The 18768-nt window shown below is 63.1% G+C and carries 16 protein-coding genes and 1 riboswitch; of the genes, 9 read left to right on the top strand and 7 right to left on the bottom strand.

Translation table 11 applies throughout. From position 1 onward, the window contains the following. Positions 1-928, top strand: a 928-nt coding sequence (gene ftsZ / locus EN932_RS10115; protein WP_128368801.1) for a cell division protein FtsZ, incomplete at its 5' end; no start/stop codon positions are given. Between the two features lie 57 nt (positions 929-985). Here the strand turns inward: ftsZ and fba are convergent. The 3 genes from fba to EN932_RS10100 all read right to left on the bottom strand — a co-directional run bounded on the left by fba (position 986) and on the right by EN932_RS10100 (position 4216). Continuing rightward, positions 986-2050, bottom strand: a complete 1065-nt coding sequence (gene fba / locus EN932_RS10110) for a class II fructose-bisphosphate aldolase (RefSeq protein WP_013532928.1) — start codon at positions 2048-2050, stop codon at positions 986-988. A 164-nt stretch (positions 2051-2214) separates the two neighbouring features. Then, a complete protein-coding gene (locus EN932_RS10105) occupies positions 2215-2688 on the bottom strand; it encodes a 6,7-dimethyl-8-ribityllumazine synthase (protein WP_027163855.1) in 474 nt (157 codons plus the stop codon). 77 nt (positions 2689-2765) lie between these two features. Beyond that, positions 2766-2980, bottom strand: a riboswitch (FMN riboswitch). Between the two features lie 66 nt (positions 2981-3046). Then, positions 3047-4216 (bottom strand): MFS transporter, encoded by a 1170-nt coding sequence (locus EN932_RS10100; RefSeq protein ID WP_027163854.1) that lies wholly within the window; start codon positions 4214-4216, stop codon positions 3047-3049. Positions 4217-4265: 49 nt separating this feature from the next. On the opposite strand from EN932_RS10100, the gene EN932_RS10095 reads away from it, so the two are divergent. Beyond that, positions 4266-4805: an Lrp/AsnC family transcriptional regulator gene (locus tag EN932_RS10095; protein ID WP_013532925.1), complete on the top strand. Its 540-nt coding sequence runs from the start codon at positions 4266-4268 to the stop codon at positions 4803-4805. Between the two features lie 10 nt (positions 4806-4815). Here the strand turns inward: EN932_RS10095 and mtnA are convergent, their stop codons facing one another. Together mtnA and mtnK are read right to left on the bottom strand one after the other, a co-directional pair. Continuing rightward, the gene (gene mtnA, locus EN932_RS10090; protein WP_013532924.1) at positions 4816-5910 is read right to left on the bottom strand and encodes an S-methyl-5-thioribose-1-phosphate isomerase; all 1095 of its coding nucleotides are present in this window, start codon (positions 5908-5910) and stop codon (positions 4816-4818) included. Next, complete coding sequence (gene mtnK, locus EN932_RS10085) at positions 5907-7181, bottom strand: S-methyl-5-thioribose kinase (RefSeq protein WP_063171611.1); 1275 nt, start codon at positions 7179-7181, stop codon at positions 5907-5909. Before mtnK ends, mtnA begins: the two co-directional genes overlap by 4 nt. Before the next feature lie 135 nt (positions 7182-7316). Here mtnK and EN932_RS10080 point away from each other — a divergent pair, with 135 nt between their 5' ends. The 4 genes from EN932_RS10080 to EN932_RS10065 all read left to right on the top strand — a co-directional run bounded on the left by EN932_RS10080 (position 7317) and on the right by EN932_RS10065 (position 11954). Next, entirely contained in the window at positions 7317-8828 is a 1512-nt protein-coding gene (locus EN932_RS10080; protein ID WP_024502579.1) for a sugar ABC transporter ATP-binding protein, read from the top strand. Positions 8829-8907: 79 nt separating this feature from the next. Then, entirely contained in the window at positions 8908-9903 is a 996-nt protein-coding gene (locus tag EN932_RS10075; protein WP_013532921.1) for an ABC transporter permease, read from the top strand. A gap of 51 nt (positions 9904-9954) precedes the next feature. Continuing rightward, positions 9955-11007 carry a substrate-binding domain-containing protein gene (locus tag EN932_RS10070; protein WP_013532920.1) on the top strand — a complete coding sequence of 351 codons (1053 nt, stop codon included), beginning with the start codon at positions 9955-9957 and terminating at the stop codon, positions 11005-11007. Between the two features lie 101 nt (positions 11008-11108). Further along, entirely contained in the window at positions 11109-11954 is an 846-nt protein-coding gene (locus tag EN932_RS10065; protein WP_127368159.1) for an acyl-CoA thioester hydrolase/BAAT C-terminal domain-containing protein, read from the top strand. Positions 11955-12007: 53 nt separating this feature from the next. On the opposite strand, the gene EN932_RS10060 is transcribed toward EN932_RS10065, so the two are convergent. Both EN932_RS10060 and EN932_RS10055 read right to left on the bottom strand, forming a co-directional pair. Next, a complete protein-coding gene (locus tag EN932_RS10060) occupies positions 12008-14062 on the bottom strand; it encodes a bifunctional aldolase/short-chain dehydrogenase (RefSeq protein WP_027163848.1) in 2055 nt (684 codons plus the stop codon). A 91-nt stretch (positions 14063-14153) separates the two neighbouring features. After that, positions 14154-15119 (bottom strand): sugar-binding transcriptional regulator, encoded by a 966-nt coding sequence (locus tag EN932_RS10055; protein WP_013532917.1) that lies wholly within the window; start codon positions 15117-15119, stop codon positions 14154-14156. A gap of 191 nt (positions 15120-15310) precedes the next feature. Here EN932_RS10055 and EN932_RS10050 point away from each other — a divergent pair, with 191 nt between their 5' ends. The 3 genes from EN932_RS10050 to EN932_RS10040 form a co-directional block, all read left to right on the top strand. Then, entirely contained in the window at positions 15311-16951 is a 1641-nt protein-coding gene (locus EN932_RS10050) for an acyl-CoA synthetase (RefSeq protein ID WP_127368160.1), read from the top strand. A gap of 460 nt (positions 16952-17411) precedes the next feature. After that, positions 17412-18017 (top strand): TetR family transcriptional regulator, encoded by a 606-nt coding sequence (locus EN932_RS10045; RefSeq protein WP_013532915.1) that lies wholly within the window; start codon positions 17412-17414, stop codon positions 18015-18017. A 56-nt stretch (positions 18018-18073) separates the two neighbouring features. After that, positions 18074-18768, top strand: a 695-nt coding sequence (locus EN932_RS10040; protein WP_128368800.1) for an efflux RND transporter periplasmic adaptor subunit, incomplete at its 3' end; no start/stop codon positions are given.

Raw genomic sequence — 18768 nt, 5'->3', positions numbered from 1 at the left:
GCTTCAGGGTACCGAATTCATCGCCGCCAACACCGACGCGCAGGCGCTGACCATGTCCAAGGCGACGCGGCTGATCCAGCTTGGCGCTCATGTCACCGAAGGGCTGGGCGCCGGATCGCTTCCCGAGATCGGCCGCGCCGCGGCCGAGGAATCGCTCGACGAGATCATGGATCATCTGGCCGGCACGCATATGTGTTTCGTCACCGCCGGAATGGGCGGCGGCACGGGAACCGGTGCGGCTCCAATCATCGCCCAGGCGGCGCGCAAAGCCGGCATCCTGACGGTTGGCGTCGTCACGAAGCCGTTCACCTTTGAAGGCCGGCGCCGCATGCAGATGGCCGAAGAAGGCATCGAGCGGCTGCGCGAGAGCGCCGACACGGTGATCGTCATCCCGAACCAGAACCTGTTCAGGATCGCCGATGCCAAGACCACCTTCGCCGATGCGTTCGTCATTGCCGACCGGGTGCTCTATGCCGGCGTCAGCTGCATCACCGACCTCATCGTCAAGGAAGGCCTGATCAATCTCGACTTCGCCGATGTCAAATCCGTGATGCGCGACATGGGCCGCGCCATGATGGGCACCGGTGAGGCTTCCGGTGAAGGCCGCGCGATGAAGGCGGCCGAAGCCGCGATCGCCAACCCGCTGCTCGACGAAGTGTCGATGAAAGGCGCCAAGGGCGTGCTGGTCTCGATATCGGGTGGCAGGGACATGACCCTGTTTGAAGTCGACGAGGCCGCCACCCGCATCCGCGAAGAGGTCTACGAGGATGCCGACATCATCGTTGGCGCCATCTTCGACAAGGGCATGGAAGGCCGCTTCAGGGTCTCGGTCGTGGCGACGGGCCTCGACCGTGCTTTTGGCGCCGAGGATGCCGACGCCGGCATCGCGCGCGACCACGCCGGTCAGCCGGCGCGGACGCTTCAATAGTGTTCGGTAAACGGGCAGGGCGCTGCCGCGCTCCTGCCCTCGATACCAGCGTTCAGCTCAGCCGAACTTCGGGTCCAGACTGCCCGACTTGTAGCGCTTGGCCATTTCGGCGACCGGCAGCGGCTTGATCTTCTGCGCGTTGCCGGCGGTGCCGAACTGTTCGAAGCGCTCCTTGCAGAGCTTGCGCATGGCGGCCATGGCCGGTGTCAAATATTTGCGCGGATCGAACTCGCTTGGATTCTCGGTCAGCACCTTGCGGATCGCGCCGGTCAGCGCCATGCGGTTGTCGGTGTCGATGTTGATCTTGCGCACGCCGTGCTTGATGCCGCGCTGGATCTCCTCGACCGGCACGCCCCAGGTCGGCTTCATCTGGCCGCCATATTTATTGATGATCTCCTGCAGATCCTCGGGCACCGAGGACGAGCCGTGCATGACCAGGTGCATGTTCGGCAGGCGGCGGTGGATCTCCTCGATGACGTTCATGGCCAGCACCGCGCCGTCCGGCTTGCGCGAGAATTTGTAGGCGCCATGGCTGGTGCCCATGGCAACCGCCAGCGCATCGACATGGGTGTCTTTGACGAACTCGACCGCCTGTTCGGGATCGGTCAAAAGCTGGTCGTGGCTGATCGCCCCTTCGACGCCGTGGCCGTCTTCCTGCTCGCCGCCGCCGCTCTCGAGCGAGCCGAGCACGCCGATCTCGCCTTCGACGGACACGCCGCCCCAATGCGCCATGTCGACGACGCGCTTGGTGATGCCGGAATTGTAGGCGTAGTCGGCCGGCGTCTTGCCGTCTTCCTTCAGCGATCCGTCCATCATGACGGAGGTGAAGCCGTACTGGATCGCGGTGACGCAGGTGGCTTCGTTGTTGCCATGGTCGAGATGCATGCAGACCGGAATGTCGGGATGGATTTCGACCAGCGCGTCGATCAGCTTGGCCAGCACCACGTCATTGGCATAGGCGCGCGCGCCGCGGCTAGCCTGCAGGATGACCGGCGACTTGGTCTCCTCGGCGGCCTCCATGATGGCGAGGCCCTGTTCCATGTTGTTCATGTTGAAAGCGGGCACGCCATAGCCGTATTCGGCGGCGTGGTCGAGCAATTGTCTCAGTGTTATGCGAGCCACCCAATAGTCTCCCGTATCTGGTTTCAAGCGCAACGTCGCGGGCCGGCCGGTTTGCCGGTCGGCCCTTGATGCTTCTGGCGGGATTTCAAGGGAACCGCAACCTTCGGAGCGCTTATCGATCGCAATTCTTGTTGCAGGGTTGAAATCCGGCCAGTTTGACGACCTCAGGCCGCGATCAGGTCCCGCGCCGCCAGGAGTTGCACGCAGGCGTTCGCCGCTTCCTTGCCCTTGACGGTGAAGTGCTCGAAGAAGAAGCGGTGGTGCTCGGCGCTGTCGTGGTAGTTGTGCGGGGTGAGCACCGCCGACAGCACCGGCACGCCGGTCGACAGCTGCACGTTCATCATGCCGTCGATGACGGCACTTGCGACGAACTCATGCCGGTAGATGCCGCCATTGACGACAAAGGCTGTGCCGAGGATCGCGGCATAACGGCCGGTCCCGGCCAGGGTCTTGGCATGCAGGGGGATCTCATAGGCGCCGGGCACATCGAAGATGTCGACGGTGAAGCGCTCGCCTCCCAGAGAGGCCAGTTCCGTCTCGAACGCCAGTACGCACTGGTCGACGATATCGGCATGCCAGCGCGCGCGGATAACGGCGATGCGGGTCGTTTCGTAGTCTTTATGGGAATGCTGATTCATGGGTCCATCCTTCCGTTTCGAACCAGAATCAGGACGCACGATACGGATTAAGCCCGCGAAAAGCGGGCCGGCTTCCGTTTCGTCCTCTTCCATCCGGACTGTAACCGTCGGCTCCGGAATCACACCGGATCTGCTGACCTTTCCACTAGAGCGCCACGCGTCCCTTGGACGCGTAAAGGACGCTCTAGCACTTAAGAATCCACGCATTGATGCGTGGACCGGAAAGCGCTCGCGGGCTTGGGTAGAAACCCTTACCGCCGGTGGGGACTTTCACCCCGCCCTGAGAACATTAACGGCTTTGTATGAAAGGGCAGGACGCTGCTGTCAACCGTGAGAAGGTTGGGCCAAGTCCGTTCGACTACCGCGTGCGCCACGCCGCCGCCGATGCGGCGATCAGCATGAGCAGTGCTGCAACCATCACGCAGACAGCAAAGCCGAAGTTGGAATAAAGCGGCCCGAAGCTGGTGGTGCCGACAAAGACCGCGAGGTAAGTCACCGCACTGTTCAGCCCCATGATCGTGCCGCGCCGCGACGGATCGAGCGCCGACAGGCGCATCACCAGGACATTCAGGCCGAAATGGTTGGCCAGTCCCCAGATTGCCACCATGGTCAGGGTCAGCCCGAAACTGTCGCTCGTCGCCGCCATCGCGACGTAGACGACGGCGACAAGAAGATAGGCAAACGGCATGACGCGCCGCGCACCCAGTCTGTCGATGATGCCGTCGAGCAGAGCAGCCGTCCCGAAGCCTATGCCGTAGGCAAGCGCCGCCAGGCCATTGGCGCTCACCGGCTGTCCAAGCCCGACATGAAGATGGTCGCCGAGATAGCCATAGACGCCGTAGAACGAAGTCATGAAGGCCGCGCACGCGACCAGCAGCGGCAGGATTCCGGGAATGCCGAGCGCTTCCAGCGGGGCGGGCGCCGGTCCGGCCTTCCTGGTGTCGCTGAGCGACGTCGCTGTCAGCCCCATCCATGCAAGGGCCGCAAGCACCGCGACCGCTGCGAAAACGGCGCGCCAATGCACCAGATCGGCAAGCACGGCCGAAAGCGAAACGCCGGCAACCATGCTGAGTGTCCATCCGGTCAGCACGACGCCGATCGTGCCGCTCTCCCTGCCCGGAGGAGCGATGGCCGCCGCGCTGGCATAGATCGCCGGCATGGCGACGCCGGCGGCGATGCCGGCCAGCAGCTGTGCGGCGACCAGCATGATCACCGTGGGTGCCGCGGCGCTGGCGACCAGCGCCAGTGCCAACAGCAGCAGTGCGCCCTGCAGCATTCTGCGAGCACCGAGCCGGTCGATGTAGCGCGCCAGGAACAGCGCGCTGGCAGAGGTGCCGAGGCCGAACGCGGCCGCCGCAATCATCACGGCCGGCACGCTGGTTCCGAACGACGAGGCGACAGCCGGTGCAATCGGACCCAGCACCAGCGAGTTCGAGCCGATGACCGCGATGCAGCCCGTCAACAGATAGGCAAGCGCCGGGATCGGGGCTCGGGCAGTCAATGGTGCAAGTTGATCAATGTTCGACATATCGGCATAATGGCCGTATTATATTCAGCGGAGAACCAGGAATTTCGCCATGGATGAAGAAACAGATGGCATTCTGCAGAACAGGCCAGCGGCCCGCGATCTCGACGCGATAGACCGAAGAATATTAGGTGTCCTGGTCGATGATGCCACGATCAGCTACGCCGAACTCGGCGATCGCGTCGGCTTGTCGCCACCGGCAGCGCATGAGCGGGTCAAACGGCTCCGGCGCAGCGGCGCCATCCGCAACACGGTCACCATCATCGATCCCCGGGCGGTGAAAAAGCCTTTGCTCGCCTTTGTCCATATCGACACCAGGGGCTGGGGAAAGACGCCGGAACTGATGGCGGTCTCGCAATATCCCGAAGTGGAGGAAATCCATACCGTCGCCGGCGACACCTGCATGCTGCTGAAGGTCCGCACCGAAGACACCAGGGCCCTCGAAGGCCTTTTGGCGCGCCTCTACGAAACGCCGGGCGTCACCTCGACGCGCAGCTATGTGGTGCTCTCGACCTATCTGGAGCGGCCGGTGCAGCCGGGTATCACCGAGACTTGGCCGACACCCAAGCACATGGCCGAGCCTCTGTACTAGAAGCGAGCGGCTACGCCCGCTCGGGAAACATCTGCTTCAGGCCCTCGCGCGAGGCCTTGGCGACACCGCGCTCGGTGATCAGGCCGGTCACCAGCCGCGCCGGCGTCACGTCGAAGGCCGGGTTGGCCGCCGGCGTCGTCTCAGGCGAAATGCGCACCTGGGCAATCTCGCCGGCGGCGGTCTTGCCCCAGACCAGCGAGACCTCGTCGGCCGAGCGTTGCTCGATCGGGATCTCGGCCAGACCGTCATGCACCGTCCAATCGATGGTCGGCGACGGCAATGCGACATAGAACGGCACGTCATTGTCGGCGGCGGCGAGCGCCTTGAGATAGGTGCCGATCTTGTTGCAGACATCGCCGTCGGCCGTGGTGCGGTCGGTACCGACGATGACCATGTCGATTGCGCCGCGCTGCATCAGATGGCCGCCGGCATTGTCGACGATCAGCGTGTGCGGCACGCCGTGCCCGGCCATCTCCCAGGCGGTCAGCTGGGCGCCCTGGTTGCGCGGCCGCGTCTCGTCGACATAGACATGGACCGGAATGCCGGCTTCTGTGGCCAGGTAGATCGGCGCGGTCGCCGTGCCGTAATCGACCGTCGCCAGCCAGCCGGCGTTGCAATGGGTCAGGATGTTGACCGGCTCGCCCTTCTGCTTGCGCGCCGCGATCGCCTTGATGATGGTGAGACCGTTCTCGCCGATGGCGCGGTTGAGGCCGACATCTTCGTCGGCGATCTCACTGGCCCGCCGATAGGCGGCTGCAGCGCGTTGTTCGGTAGGCAAAGGCCGCAGGAAGCGCCGCATTTCGTCCAGCGCCCAGCGCAGATTGATCGCGGTCGGCCGCGTCTCGTGCAGGGTCTCCCACACGGCGTCGAGCGCTGCATCCGACGCATCGTCGGCCATCTGCATGGCGACGCCATAGGCAGCGGTGACGCCAATGAGAGGCGCGCCACGCACCCACATGTCACGGATGGCGGTGGCGATGCCGGCAACCGTGCCGATCCTCTCGATGCGGAAATCATGCGGCAGCCAGCGCTGGTCGATGATATCGACCGAACGCCCGTCGTCGCTCAGCCAGATGGTGCGATAGTGGCGGTCGCCGACGTTCAAATGCTGCTCTCCTGTTCGATCAGCGCGGCCAGTTGGTTGACCTCGTCGATGCTGTGGATCTGGCGCCGGTTGACGGCGAGGTGGCGGCCGAATTTCAGCGCCTTTGCTTCACAACTGGCGCGCAGATCCTCGTCGGCAATGGTCTCGAAATCGGCATTGTGAGCGAGACCGAGGATGCGCCGGTGCACTTCGACGCCGGCAAAGCCTAGCAGGTCGGTCCAGATCTGGTGCAGCACATGGTCGCGCGCCTGCTCTGAGGCAAGGATGTCGCCCTGGTCCTCGAACAGGCTCTTTTGGTAGAGCATGCCGGTGCGCTCGCTGCGCCATAGATGCGAAAACTCGGCGCGGAACACCGACCAGGTCTCGACCGTCACACCGAGCAGATAGGCGCGCATGGCGTCGCGCTTGCCCTTCTGTTCGTGGCCGCGTTGCGAGAAGAAGGACATCCAGAAATTGGCAAGCAGCATGCCGACGTCGAAAGCCATCGGGCCGTAGAAGGCGAACTCCGGATCGATCATCCGGGTCTCCGTGTCGGTGACCATGATCGAACCGGAATGCAGGTCGCCATGCAGCAGCGTTTCGGCATTGGCGGCGAAGATGTGCTTCAGCCGCTGCGCCTCGACCTTGAGGTCGCGGTCGGCGCGCAGTTCGGCGACCAGGCCGTCGAGCTGCGGCGAGGTGTGCCGGTTCATCTTGGCATCGAAATAGGGATCGGAGAACACCAGGTTTTCGGTGATGTCGCAAAGCTCGACATTGTCGGCGAACAGCGCCAGATCGGCCTTGCGGTCCTTGGCGGCCATATGCAGGTCGGAGCCGCGAAACAGCGTCCGGGCCATGAACAGGCCGATATCCCGGGCGATGTTCGGCAGTTGGCGGCCGTCGATCAGGGCACGGCGCAGGATGATATGCGGCGGCGCAAGATATTCCATGATGATCAGCGCCTGACCTTCATCGAAATAATGGATCGCCGGCACCGAGCCCGGCGCGCGCGCCTCTTGCCTGGTCAGCGCGTGATATTCGAAGAAGGAGCGCTTCAACGGCAGCGGCCAGCTGTCGCCGACCAGGCGGACATAGGGCAGGGCCTGCTTGACCACGGCCGCACCGCTGGCGCCCTCGACGATGAACACCAGGTTGAGATTGCCGTCGCCGACCTCGCGGACCTTCCAGGCGCCAGTGTCCTTGCCGATCTTCGCGCACAGCGCCTCGTTGCCGCCAAGGCGTGCAGCCAGGGTTTCGACCGACAGGGCTTCGAACGGCAATTCTTCAGTCATCGTTATCCTCCCGCATATGCGCTTCCAACATAACGGAGGCGTGGCGGCCGGGCCAAGCTAGGAAGCGATCTGGCAATTGTCAATCGTGTTGACAATTGCCGATGCAGCTCATAGCGTCATGTCAGGGAGGAACGCATGGTCGGCAATGCCGTGTTCCGCGTAGAGGGACTGAGGAAATCCTTTGGCCATAACGAGGTGCTTGGCGGCGTCTCGCTGGAACTGTATGCCGGTGAAGTGACCGTGCTGATGGGCGCCAACGGCGCCGGCAAATCCACCCTCGTCAAGATCATCTCTGGTGTCTATGAACGCGGCGGCGGGACGATGGTGCTCGCCGACCAGGATTTCGCGCCGAAAACCCCGGCCGAGGCGATCCGCGCCGGCGTCGTCACCGTGCACCAGAACATCAATGACGGTGTCGTCGCCGATCTCGACGTCGCCACCAACCTGACGCTGGACCGGCTGAGCGGCAGCGGTGCGCCGACCCTGTTCAATCCAATGCGCGTGCGGCGAGAGGCCAAGGCGGTTGCCGACCGCATGGGGCTGGCCATCGATTTGAAGGCGCGGGTGAGTGATCTTTCGCTGGCCGATCGCCAGATGGTGGCGATTGCCCGCGCGCTGGCGCACAAGCCGAAAGTGCTGATCCTCGACGAGCCGACCTCATCGCTCTCCAGCGCCGAGGCTGATCGGCTGTTTGCCCTGATCGACAGGCTGCGCGAGCAAGGCGTGGCCATCCTCTACATCTCGCACCGTATGTCGGACATAAGGCGGCTGGCCGACCGCATCGTATCGATGCGGGACGGGATCATCTCAGGCATTTTCGACAAGAAACCGCTCGACTATGAAGGCGCGGTCAACGCCATGCTCGGCCGCAAGATCCATCTCGACCGGATTGTTGTCAGGGATTCAGCCAATGCCGTCTTCAAGATAGACGGTCTGCGCATCGCACAAGGCGCGCGGCCGATCTCGCTGACGCTCGGCGACGGTGAGGTCGTTGCCATCACCGGCCTCGTCGGCGTCGGCAAGACGGCGCTTGCCGAGACGCTGTTTGGCGTGCGCCAGCCGCTGGCCGGCACAATGACGCTGAACGGCAGGCCTTATGCGCCTGAAACAGCCGGCGAGGCGATCGCCGCCGGCGTGTTCCTCGTTGCCAAGGACCGCGGCGAGAACGGCATCGTCGGCGGCTTCAACATCCAGGAAAATATCAGCCTGCCGTTTCACAAGCGCATGTCACGTTTCGCTGTTCTCAAGCGCCGTCTGGAACGCGCCACGGCGCGCCGGCAGATCGAGGAGCTGGGCATCGTCTGCCGCTCCGAGAAGGACGAGATGTCGGAGCTCTCCGGCGGCAACCAGCAGAAGGTGATGGTCGCCCGCTGGATGGCCCAGCATGCGAGACTGTTCATTCTGGACGAGCCGTTTCAGGGCGTCGATATTTCCGCCCGGCGCGACATCGCCGCCAAGCTCAGGGCCAGTGCAAACGGACGCGCCACGCTGCTGTTCGTCACCGAACTCGACGAGGCGCTGGAGACCGCCGATCGCATCCTGGTCATGTCGGAACAGACCATCGTCGGCGAGCACCGCAATGCCGATGTCGATCTCGACCGCCTGTTGGCCGAGGTCGCCGGCGGGCCGCTGCACAGTGCCGCCTGAGCACGGGCGTTAGGAATGGGAATGGAAAGAGCATGGGTTCGGATTGGCTAAAAACGGCAGCAGCGCGCGGGAGCGCCGAATGACATTGCGCGACCACGCCATCCGCTACGGCTTCATCGTGCTCTTGTTCGGGCTCGTCGCCTATTTCTCGATCGCCGCCGACGGTTTCGTTTCGCCGCAAAGTGCGGTTTTCATCTTCCAGTCGGTCGCCATCACCGGCGTGCTGGCGCTCGGCGTCACCGCCACGCTGGTCGTCGGAGGTTTTGATCTGTCGATCGGCTCGGTCGCCACCTCAGCCATGATGGCGGCCGCCTATGTCATGGTGGTGCTGGAGCAGAACGCCCTTGTCGCGGTCGTCGTCTGCCTGCTCATCGGCGCCATCGTCGGCCTGATCAATGGCTGGCTGATCGTCTACATGCGTGTGCCCGATCTGCTGGCGACGCTCGGCATGATGTTCCTGCTCGTCGGCCTGCAGCGCATTCCAACCGAAGGCCGCTCGATCGCCACCGGCATGACCATGCCGGACGGTTCGGTCGCCAACGGCAAATTCTCCGACGCCTTCCTGGCGCTCGGCCGCCACCGCTTCGACTTCTTCATCCCGAACCTCATTCCAGTGTCGGTGGTGGTGCTGCTCGTGCTCGCCGTGCTGATCTGGTTCTTCCTCGAATACACCCGTTTCGGCCGCATGATGTATGCCGTCGGCAGCAATGAGCGCGCCGCCGAACTCGCCGGTGCGCCTGTCAAGGCATACAAGATCTGGGCTTACGTCATTTCAGGTGTTTTTGCCTCGATCGGCGGCATTTTGCTCGCTGCCCGGCTTGGACGCGGCGACATCGCCTCGGGTAATAATCTGCTGCTCGATGCGGTTGCCGCGGCGCTGATCGGCTACGCGGTGCTGGGTGCCGCCAAGCCGAATGCGTTCGGCACCGCCATCGGCGCGCTGTTCGTCGGCATCTTGCTGCAAGGCCTGACGATGATGAACGCGCCTTACTACACGCAGGATTTCATCAAGGGCGTGGTTCTGGTCGTCGCCCTTGTCTTCACCTTTGCGCTTTCGGGCAGGGGCAGGAGATAGCTTTCGACCGGAACAGGATTTTCGAGTTCAACAAGAGTGGAGGAAAACAAAGTGAGCATTACAAGAAGACTTCTGGGGAAGGTGGCGCTCGGATTGGCCGGCGCAACCATGCTGATGCAGTTTCCGGCTTTTGCCGCGGACAAGCCGGCGCCCTTCGACAAGCCCGGCGTCAAGATCGCGCTAGTGCGCTATCTCTCGACCGGTGACTTCTTCCAGGCCTATCTCTCGGGCGTCGAGGCGCAGTCGAAGGCGCTCGGCATCGACCTGCGCGTCCTCGACAGCCGCCAGGATGCCGCTCTTCAGTCCGACATGGTCGACCAGGCCATCGCGCTCGGCGTGCAGGGCATCATCATCCAGCACGGCCTGACGGAATCGATGAAGGATGCCGCGCAGCGTGCGGTCGACGCCGGCATCAAGGTTGTGGCCTTCGACGTCAATGTCGAAAACCCCAAGATCCCGCAGATCGAACAGTCCGATCGCGACTTGGCCCGCCTCGCGCTCGAGCAGGCGGTCAAGGACAATGGCGAGAGCTGGAATGCCGGCTATGTCTATGTCGCCGGCATCGCGCCGCTCGACCGCCGCAACGAGACCTGGGTTGACGTCAAGAAGAAATATGCCGGCATCAAGGAAGTCGCGATGTTCGGCACGCTCGACAATCCGATCGCCAACTCCGTCGCCAACCAGGCGCGTTCGGTGCTGACGGCGCATCCCGACATCAAGGTGATGTTCGCTCCCTATGATGAATTCGCCAAGGGCGTGAAGATCGCTGTCGACGAAGCGGGCTTGAACAAGGGCATCAAGATCTATTCGGCCGACATTTCGACCTCGGACATCGCTGCGATGCGCGAGCCCGACAGCGCCTGGGCCGCGACCGCCGCGACCAACCCGGCCGTCGTCGGCCAGGTCTCGGTGCGTGCGCTGGCACAGCTGCTGGCCGGTGAAGACCCCGGCCACAACGTCGTCGTGCCGCCGACACTGATCACCCAGAAGGACCTCATCGACAAGGACATCAAGAACATGGAGGACCTGTCGGCCAAGCTGCCGCAGTTCGCCCACGCCGATGTCGCGATGCCGGCCTGGATGCCGAACCCGAACGCCAAGTAACTTTCGCTATCGAAGGCCGCCTGCAGCCGCTTGCTGCAGGCGGCCTTTTTGCCGAATATCTGCAGCCGGCGCCAGGCTCCGGCCCAAGGTTCGGTGCGTATATGGAAGTCCAAGCGGCAATCGAGGAAAACCTGTCCGGCGCCGTCGCCGGAACCTTGTTTCGATGCCCGCAGGCCACCACGGGTGTCGTGGTGCTGGGTGGGTCGAGTGGCCGCGTCGATGTCGGGCGCGCACGGCTCTTTGCAAACGAGGGCTCGTCGGCTTTGGCCCTGCAATGGTTTAGCGGTGAGGGCCAGCCTCCCGGAATATGCGAAATTCCCCTCGAAACCTTCTTCGCGGCAACCGATTGTCTCCTTGAAACAGGATGCCACCGCATCGTCTATGTCGGCACATCCAAGGGTGCCGAGGCCTCACTGCTTGCGGCGGTCCATGACCCGCGCATCGACGCTGTGGTCGCCATCAGCCCGTCATCGGTGATTTGGGGAAATATTGGTGCTGGCCCGGATGGCGTCAGCTGGCCTGAACGATCCTCATGGTCGCTCGACGGAATCCCCCTGCCGTTTGTGCCGACGGATCCAAACTGGACACCAGAATACGTGGATGGCTTGGTATCCTACAGGGGACTCTTCGAACATTGCTTGAAAACCTTCAGGCAGGAAGCGGCTGCGGCGACCATCCCCGTTGAGACCGCATCGGCCGAGATCCTGCTGGTCGCAGGCGGTGACGATGCGCTGTGGCCCTCCCTATGGTTCGCGACAGAAATTGTTCGGCGGCGCAGCGAAGCAGGCAAGATCACACATCTCGTGTCATCGCCGGATGCGGGGCATCGCATTCTCTTGCCTGGCGAGAACACACCACGCTCGACATTGCATGCACATGGCGGCAATGACGAGGCCGAATCACGGTTGGGCAGAATGGCGTGGGAAGGCATCCGAGAACAGCTGTAGCTGCAGATCCCGAATACCTTCGCCTGTTTTGCGTCAGTCTCGGCCGGTTTTCCCTACCGCATCGCTGCCGCGATATTGCCGCCGTCGACGGTCGTCACGTCGGCGGTGGTGCGGTCGGCCAGCGCGTGATGCAGGAAGGCCTGCGCCACGTCCTGCGCCGTCACTTCCTGGCCGAGCAGATTGCCGGACATGTAGTCCTTCTCCGACACGCCGCGCGCGCCTGAGCGGCTGGCAATCATGGCGTCGGTCAAAAGGCCCGAGCGGATGCGGTCGGCGTTGACGGCGTTCGAGCGGATGCCATGCGCGCCATAGTCGAGCGCGTACTGCCTGGACAGGAACAGCGTCGCCGCCTTCGGCACGCCATAGGCGCCGAACTTCGGGCCGGGGTTGACGGCCTGCTTGGAGGTGTTGAACAGAAGCACGCCGCCGGTGCCCTGCTCGAGCATGATGCGCACGGCATTCTGCGCCACCGATTGGTGGGCGAAGAAATTGAGCTCGAAACTCTTGCGCAAAAGTGCATCGTCGAGCTCGCCGATGCGGCCTTCCCAGGCGGCGCCGGCATTGGAAACCAGGATGTCGACACCGCCGAACACGGCGACCGCTTTGTCGAAGGCGGCACGCACCTGTGCCGGGTCGGTGATGTCTGCGGCGACGCCGATCGAATTGTTGCCGGCTTTCTTCGCTGCATCGGCGGCTTTTTCGGCGTCGAGATCGACGACGACGGCATGGGCGCCATTGTCGGCGAACAGCTTTGCCGTCGCTGCACCGATCGCGCCGGCACCGCCGGTGATCAGCACCACCTGGCCGGTCAGCGGCTTCGGCTTGTTGGAGGCGAGCTTGGCCTGTTCCAGCGACCAGTATTCGAGCGGGAACAGGTCGGCCTTGGAAAGCGGATGGAACCGGCCGACGGCCTCGGCGCCACGCACTGCCTCGATCCACATCTCACCGACATCCGACGCGATCTTCGCGTCCTTCAGGGTGCGGCCGTGGCCGAACATGCCGAGGCCGGGCACCAGCGTCAGCCGCGGCATCTGGTCAAGCATGGTGCGCTTGACGTCGTCGAGCGCATCATTGGTTTCGAAATAGGCGCGATAATCCTTGGCGAACGCGTCGACATGGCTCTTGATCACCGCCTTGTAGTCGCCGGCCTTGTCCGCGTCGGGCGCCGGCAGCGCCATCGGCCCGGTTTTGATGCGGATCGACAGATCGGGCGTCGAGACGCCGCGCCCGGCATAATCGGCGATCTCGGCTGAATTGATGAAATCGACAATTGCCGGCGAAGTGCGGAAATCGCTGACCATTCGGTCGAAGCGGCCTTCGCCGCGCGCTACCGCCACCGCGCCGCGCAGCATCGGCGCGATCGACGCCGGCGTCGCGAGCTTTGCCGGCAAGGCTGCCTTTGCCGCCTTCGGCTTGCCGCTTGCGGCAATATAGTCCTCGGCGACGTTCACATAATGGATCATCCGGTCGTAGGCCTGCTTCGCATCGTCGCCGAAGGTGAAGATGCCATGCTTGTCGAGGATCAGGCCCTCGACGTCAGGATCGGCGTCGAAGATGTCGGCAGCCGCCTTGGCGAGGTCGAAGCCGGGCATGATGTAAGGCACGTAACCCATCTTGCTGCCGAAAACCGTCTTCACCAGCGGCTTGGAGTCCTCCTGGTCGACGATGGCGAGAATGGCGGTCGAGTGCGTGTGGTCGACGAATTTGTGCGGCAGGAAGGCATGCAGCAACGTCTCGACCGACGGGTTGGGCGAGGACGGATCGATGAGGTTGACGCGTTGCAGGGCAACCATGTCCTCGTCGGCCAGCCTGTTCAGCGCGCGCGCCTTGAGCAGCGGCTTGAGCTTGACCGCCGGCAGGCCCTGCGGCTCGATGACGCCCATGTCCCAGCCGCTGCCCTTGACGCACAGCACGTCCCACTGGTCGCCGACGAGGTCGGTTGCCGTCGTCTTGCAAGAAGTGTTGCCGCCGCCATGCAGGACCAGCCGTGGTTCGCCGCCGAGCAGCCGGGTCGTGTAGACGCGCAGCGCCAGGTCGCGGCCGACACCCTTTTTCGCGTAGTCGGCGACGAGTTTTTCGGCTGCTTCGTCATTCCACAAATTCTTCATGTTCGCTTCGTCCGGTTGTTTGTCTTTGATGGTGAAACAGGAATGCCGCGACGCTTTGATGACAATGCGCCGGCGACGGAGAGGGGATTTCCTAGGAGGCCTTTTCTGTCGTGGCAGCAGCATGATCCAGGAGCCGCTGCGCCATGTGCGCGCCGACCACCAGATGCGTGCAAAGGCCGCCGGCGATCGCCGCGAGCAGCGGTTCGAACTTGCTGTCCTCCTGCACCACCACCAACCGCCTGGCGATGGCGCGCAGCGATGCAAGCTCGGCGGAGATCACCCGCCTGTTATAACTGCAGTCGAGCACCTTGCCCTCGGCGTCTATGATCTGCCCGGCAATCACGCCGGCAGCGCCTTGGCTGCGCAGATCCGCCATTTCACTTGGCGTCAGCGCGCCGCATTTGACCAGATGGCTGTCGGCGTCGACCGCGCCGACCGAGTATAACGCCAGGTCGCATTCGCCGACACCCGACAATTGTTCCCGGATCACCGGCTCGGCACGCAGCGCACGCGCAAGTTCTTCCGTAGACAGCACCAGCGGCGCGTAGAAATTGAGCCCTTTGGCGTTGAGCCGCCGCGCGATTTCCATAGTGCATTGGTCGGGGCGATAGGAATAGGGCGCGCCGAGATTGCCGCAGAGCTGCACCACCGTGACATCCTGCAGATCGGCATAGGACATGACGTCGGCAATCATATAGACGGTGCGGCCCCAGGCGACGCCGATGCGGTCGCCCTTCTTGACCAGTTCGAGAAAGACGCTCGCCGCCAGCACGGCGATTTCCGTCGACGGGTCGGCAATATGATCATTCTCCGGCGCGATCCAGACGGCGTCGAGGCTCAGCGCATCCTCGAGCTTGCGCGCCAGCACGTCGTCGGTGAAAAGCTGGGTCGAAGTCGAGATGTTGACGATGCCGGTCTCGCGCGCCTTGCGCAGGTACATGGCGACCGAGGCACGGGAAATGTTAAGCTGGCTCGCCACCTGGTCCTGCCGCAGGCCATGGGCATAGTAGAGCCAGGCGGCCTTGTGGATGAGTTGTTCTGCCGGTCGGATCGCCATGCCGTCTCCTCAGCTGACATTATTCACGGCTCTCGACAAAAGTCAAACTGGGCAGAGGTATGCGATGCTCCCGCTTGCGCCGAATCTGGTTCATCATTGTGCCGAATGCGCTCCGTCGTGGCATCGTTTGTGGTGACGCGGCCCGAGCCTGTGATTAGAACGTCTGAAAGAAAATCGCGGGGGAGCATGGGATGGGCAATCCTTACGAACAGGATCTCGACAAGAACGCGGCCAACCATCAGCCGCTGACGCCGCTCACCTATCTGGAGCGCGCGGCCAAGACCTATCCCGACCATATCGCCATCATCGATGGCCGCCAGCGCATCGACTATCGCACTTTCTGGCAGCGGTCGCTGAAGCTTGCCTCGGCCCTTCAGAAGCGCGGCATCGGCAAGGGCGACACCGTCACCGTCATGCTGTCAAACACGCCGCCGATGCTGGAGGCGCATTTCGGCGTGCCGATGACCAAGGCGGTGCTGCATTCGCTCAACACCCGCCTCGATGCGGCGGTCATCGCCTTCCAACTCGATCATGCCGAGACCAAGGTGCTGATCGTCGACCGCGAATTCTCCGGCGTCGTCAAGCAGGCCCTGGAACTGGCCAGGGTCAAGCCGCTGGTCATCGACTATGACGATCCCGAATACGCCGCCGACGCGCCGTACCCAAAGGGCGAGCGGGTAGGCTCACTGGACTATGAGGCATTTGTCGCAGGCGGCGACGCGGACTTCGCCTGGTCGATGCCCGACGACGAGTGGGATGCGATTTCGCTCAACTACACGTCCGGAACGACGGGCAATCCGAAGGGCGTCGTCTACCACCATCGCGGTGCGGCCCTGATGGCCTACACCAACACCATCCATGCCGGCATGGCCAAGCACGCGGTCTATTTGTGGACGCTGCCGATGTTCCACTGCAATGGCTGGTGCTTTCCCTGGACGCTCGCCGTCCAGGCCGGCACCCATGTCTGTCTGCGCTGGGTGCGGCCGAAGCCGATCTACGATGCGATCGCCGATCAGGGCGTCACCCATCTGTGCGGCGCGCCGGTCGTCATGTCGGTGCTGATCAATGCCAGGGACGAGGACAAGCGCGCATTTCCGCAGACGGTCACTTTCAACACGGCTGCAGCACCCCCGCCGGAAGCCGTGCTGTCGGGGATGGCGGATGCCGGCTTTGCCGTCACCCATCTCTACGGCCTGACCGAGACCTATGGCCCGGCGGTCGTCAACGAATGGCACGGCGCCTGGGATGATCTCGAAAAGGGCGAGCGCAGCGCCAGGAAGGCGCGGCAGGGCGTGCGCTATGCAGCGCTCGAAGGCCTGACGGTCATGGACCCCGAGACGATGCGGACGACACCGGCCGACGGCGAGACAATCGGCGAGGTCATGTTCCGCGGCAACATCGTCATGAAGGGCTACCTGAAAAACCGCAAGGCGAGCGACGAAGCCTTCGCCGGCGGCTGGTTCCATTCCGGCGATCTCGGCGTCATGCACCCCGATGGCTACATCCAGCTCAAGGACCGCTCCAAGGATATCATCATCTCCGGTGGCGAGAACATTTCCTCTATCGAGGTCGAGGACGCGCTCTACAAGCACCCGTCGGTTGCCTCTTGCGGCGTCGTCGCCAGGCCCGACGACAAATGGGGCGAAGTGCCTGTTGCCTATGTCGAGCTGAAACCCGGCAAGGTCGCGACCGAAGCCGAGATCATCGATCACTGCCGCGCGCTGCTTGCCCGGTTCAAAGTGCCGAAGGCGGTCATCTTCGCCGAAATCCCGAAAACCTCGACCGGCAAGATCCAGAAATTCCGGCTACGCGAGATGGCCAAGGGGGCTTAGCTGCATCGCCACCCATGCTTCGCCTCGACAATTTGTCGCGGGCTTCCGGGCTTCGTCATCCTAGGGTGTAGCAGTCGCGAGCGACGTCGCGGAAACCCTGGAGCTGCTCCGCAGCCCAAGGGATCCATGCCGTCACCTTGCGGCCGAGCTCCGACAGTCGAGAATGGCGGCTGCAGGCTACAGCTCGCTGACCGGTGTAACCTATTGATCCGTCGCACTCTTTGACCAACGCCGCGGCATGGATCCTAGGGTCTGCGCCGCGTCGCTTCGCTCCTTGCTTCGCCCTAGGATGACGAATTCATCAGGGCCAGCCGCTAACAGCGATCGTCGATTCCACCTTCTCACTGTCACCATCTGTCACCATTCGTACGTGTATACCGAATTCGCATTGACAGGTCCTTCTTTTCGATTTACGAGTGATGAAAATCAAAATTCGTCACTCGTAAATCGATAGAGGATCATGTCCGAAGCCGCCACCATAGTCGCCGAAGCCGCCCGACAGGAAAATGTAACGCGCATTCTCGATTGCGCCGAGCGCCTGTTCCGGCACTATGGCTACGGCAAGACCAATGTCGCCGACATTGCGCGTGAGCTCGGCATGTCGCCGGCCAACATCTACCGTTTCTTCGCCTCCAAGGTCGAAATCCACCAGGCCGTCTGCGGCCGGATGCTCGGCGCCAGCTACAAGATGGCCTACGAGATTTCGCGTCTGCCGATCAGCGCCGAGGAGCGGCTCCGGCGCTACGTGCATGCGCAATACAAGATGACGATGGAGGTCATGCTCGACGACCAGAAGGTCCACGAGATGGTCATCGTCGCCCTCGAACGGGATTGGGGTGTGATCGACAAGCATGTCGACAGCATTCACGACCTGTTCGCGGAAATCATTCGTGACGGGATCGAGGCCGGTGAGTTCAGAAAACAGGATCCGGTTATCGCGTCTCGCTGTTTCGGCGCCGCGACCGTCATCCTGTGTCACCCGCAGATGGTGGCGCAATGCCTTGCCAAGACCAACCGGGCAATGCCTGACGACCTCGTCGACTATGCAATCAAGGCCTTGAAGTAGCCTCCGCCCGTCGGGCGCCGGTTTCAACGATTCATCTCCATTTCGGGAGTACGCGCGTGTCTTCGTTCAGTTCAATCATCGGCAGGCTGCCGGTTGTAGGCCCGGTGCTGCTTGTCACCGCCACTCTCGGGCTTGCCGGCTGCAGCCAGGAAAAAGCCGAAGTCAAGGATATCATCCGCCCGGTCAAGGTTGTCGAGATCGCGAAGGTAAATGACACCCGCACGCTCTCCTATTCCGGCTCGGTGAGGGCCCGCACCGAGAGCGCTCTGGCATTTCGCGTCAATGGCAAGATCACCGAGCGCCTCGTCGATATCGGCCAGCATGTGGCCTCGGGCGATGTGCTCGCCCGCATCGATCCCATTGACTACGACCTTTCGGTCAAGAGCGCGCAGGCAGCGCTCGATGCCGCCGAGCGGCAGGTCGAGACCGTGGAACTCGCCCGCAAGCGTGCCGAGCAGCTTTTTGCCAAGAATTTTGCCCCGAAATCACAGCTCGAACAGGCGACCTTGACCTATGACCAAGCGGTCGCCACCCGTGATTCCGCCCTTTCGACACTGGCTCAGGCGAAGAACCAGGTCGGTTATACCGATCTCAAGGCCGACAGGGATGGCATCGTCACCACGGTCAGCGCCGACGTTGGCCAGGTGGTCGGTTCCGGTACGCCGGTTGTCACTGTCGCTGTCGACGGCGAAAAGGAAGTGCTGATCGCCGTCCCCGAAATGGAAATCGCCGAATTCAAGCCGGGCAAGGC

Source organism: Mesorhizobium sp. M7A.F.Ca.US.002.01.1.1, from assembly GCF_004022955.1.
GTDB classification, from domain to species: Bacteria; Pseudomonadota; Alphaproteobacteria; order Rhizobiales; family Rhizobiaceae; genus Mesorhizobium; species Mesorhizobium ciceri.
Note: the sequence above shows the minus strand (reverse complement) of the source record. Positions and strands in the feature narration are given on the sequence as shown.

What these genes read in the sequence shown, in the direction of transcription:
- EN932_RS10050 (WP_127368160.1), top strand. Translation starts at nt 15,311, where the DNA reads ATGGGCAATCCTTACGAACAGGATCTCGACAAGAACGCGGCCAACCAT.
- EN932_RS10105 (WP_027163855.1), bottom strand. Translation starts at nt 2,688, where the DNA reads ATGAATCAGCATTCCCATAAAGACTACGAAACGACCCGCATCGCCGTT.
- EN932_RS10060 (WP_027163848.1), bottom strand. Translation starts at nt 14,062, where the DNA reads ATGAAGAATTTGTGGAATGACGAAGCAGCCGAAAAACTCGTCGCCGAC.
- EN932_RS10080 (WP_024502579.1), top strand. Translation starts at nt 7,317, where the DNA reads ATGGTCGGCAATGCCGTGTTCCGCGTAGAGGGACTGAGGAAATCCTTT.
- mtnK (WP_063171611.1), bottom strand. Translation starts at nt 7,181, where the DNA reads ATGACTGAAGAATTGCCGTTCGAAGCCCTGTCGGTCGAAACCCTGGCT.
- EN932_RS10100 (WP_027163854.1), bottom strand. Translation starts at nt 4,216, where the DNA reads ATGTCGAACATTGATCAACTTGCACCATTGACTGCCCGAGCCCCGATC.
- EN932_RS10065 (WP_127368159.1), top strand. Translation starts at nt 11,109, where the DNA reads ATGGAAGTCCAAGCGGCAATCGAGGAAAACCTGTCCGGCGCCGTCGCC.
- EN932_RS10055 (WP_013532917.1), bottom strand. Translation starts at nt 15,119, where the DNA reads ATGGCGATCCGACCGGCAGAACAACTCATCCACAAGGCCGCCTGGCTC.
- EN932_RS10095 (WP_013532925.1), top strand. Translation starts at nt 4,266, where the DNA reads ATGGATGAAGAAACAGATGGCATTCTGCAGAACAGGCCAGCGGCCCGC.
- EN932_RS10075 (WP_013532921.1), top strand. Translation starts at nt 8,908, where the DNA reads ATGACATTGCGCGACCACGCCATCCGCTACGGCTTCATCGTGCTCTTG.
- EN932_RS10045 (WP_013532915.1), top strand. Translation starts at nt 17,412, where the DNA reads ATGTCCGAAGCCGCCACCATAGTCGCCGAAGCCGCCCGACAGGAAAAT.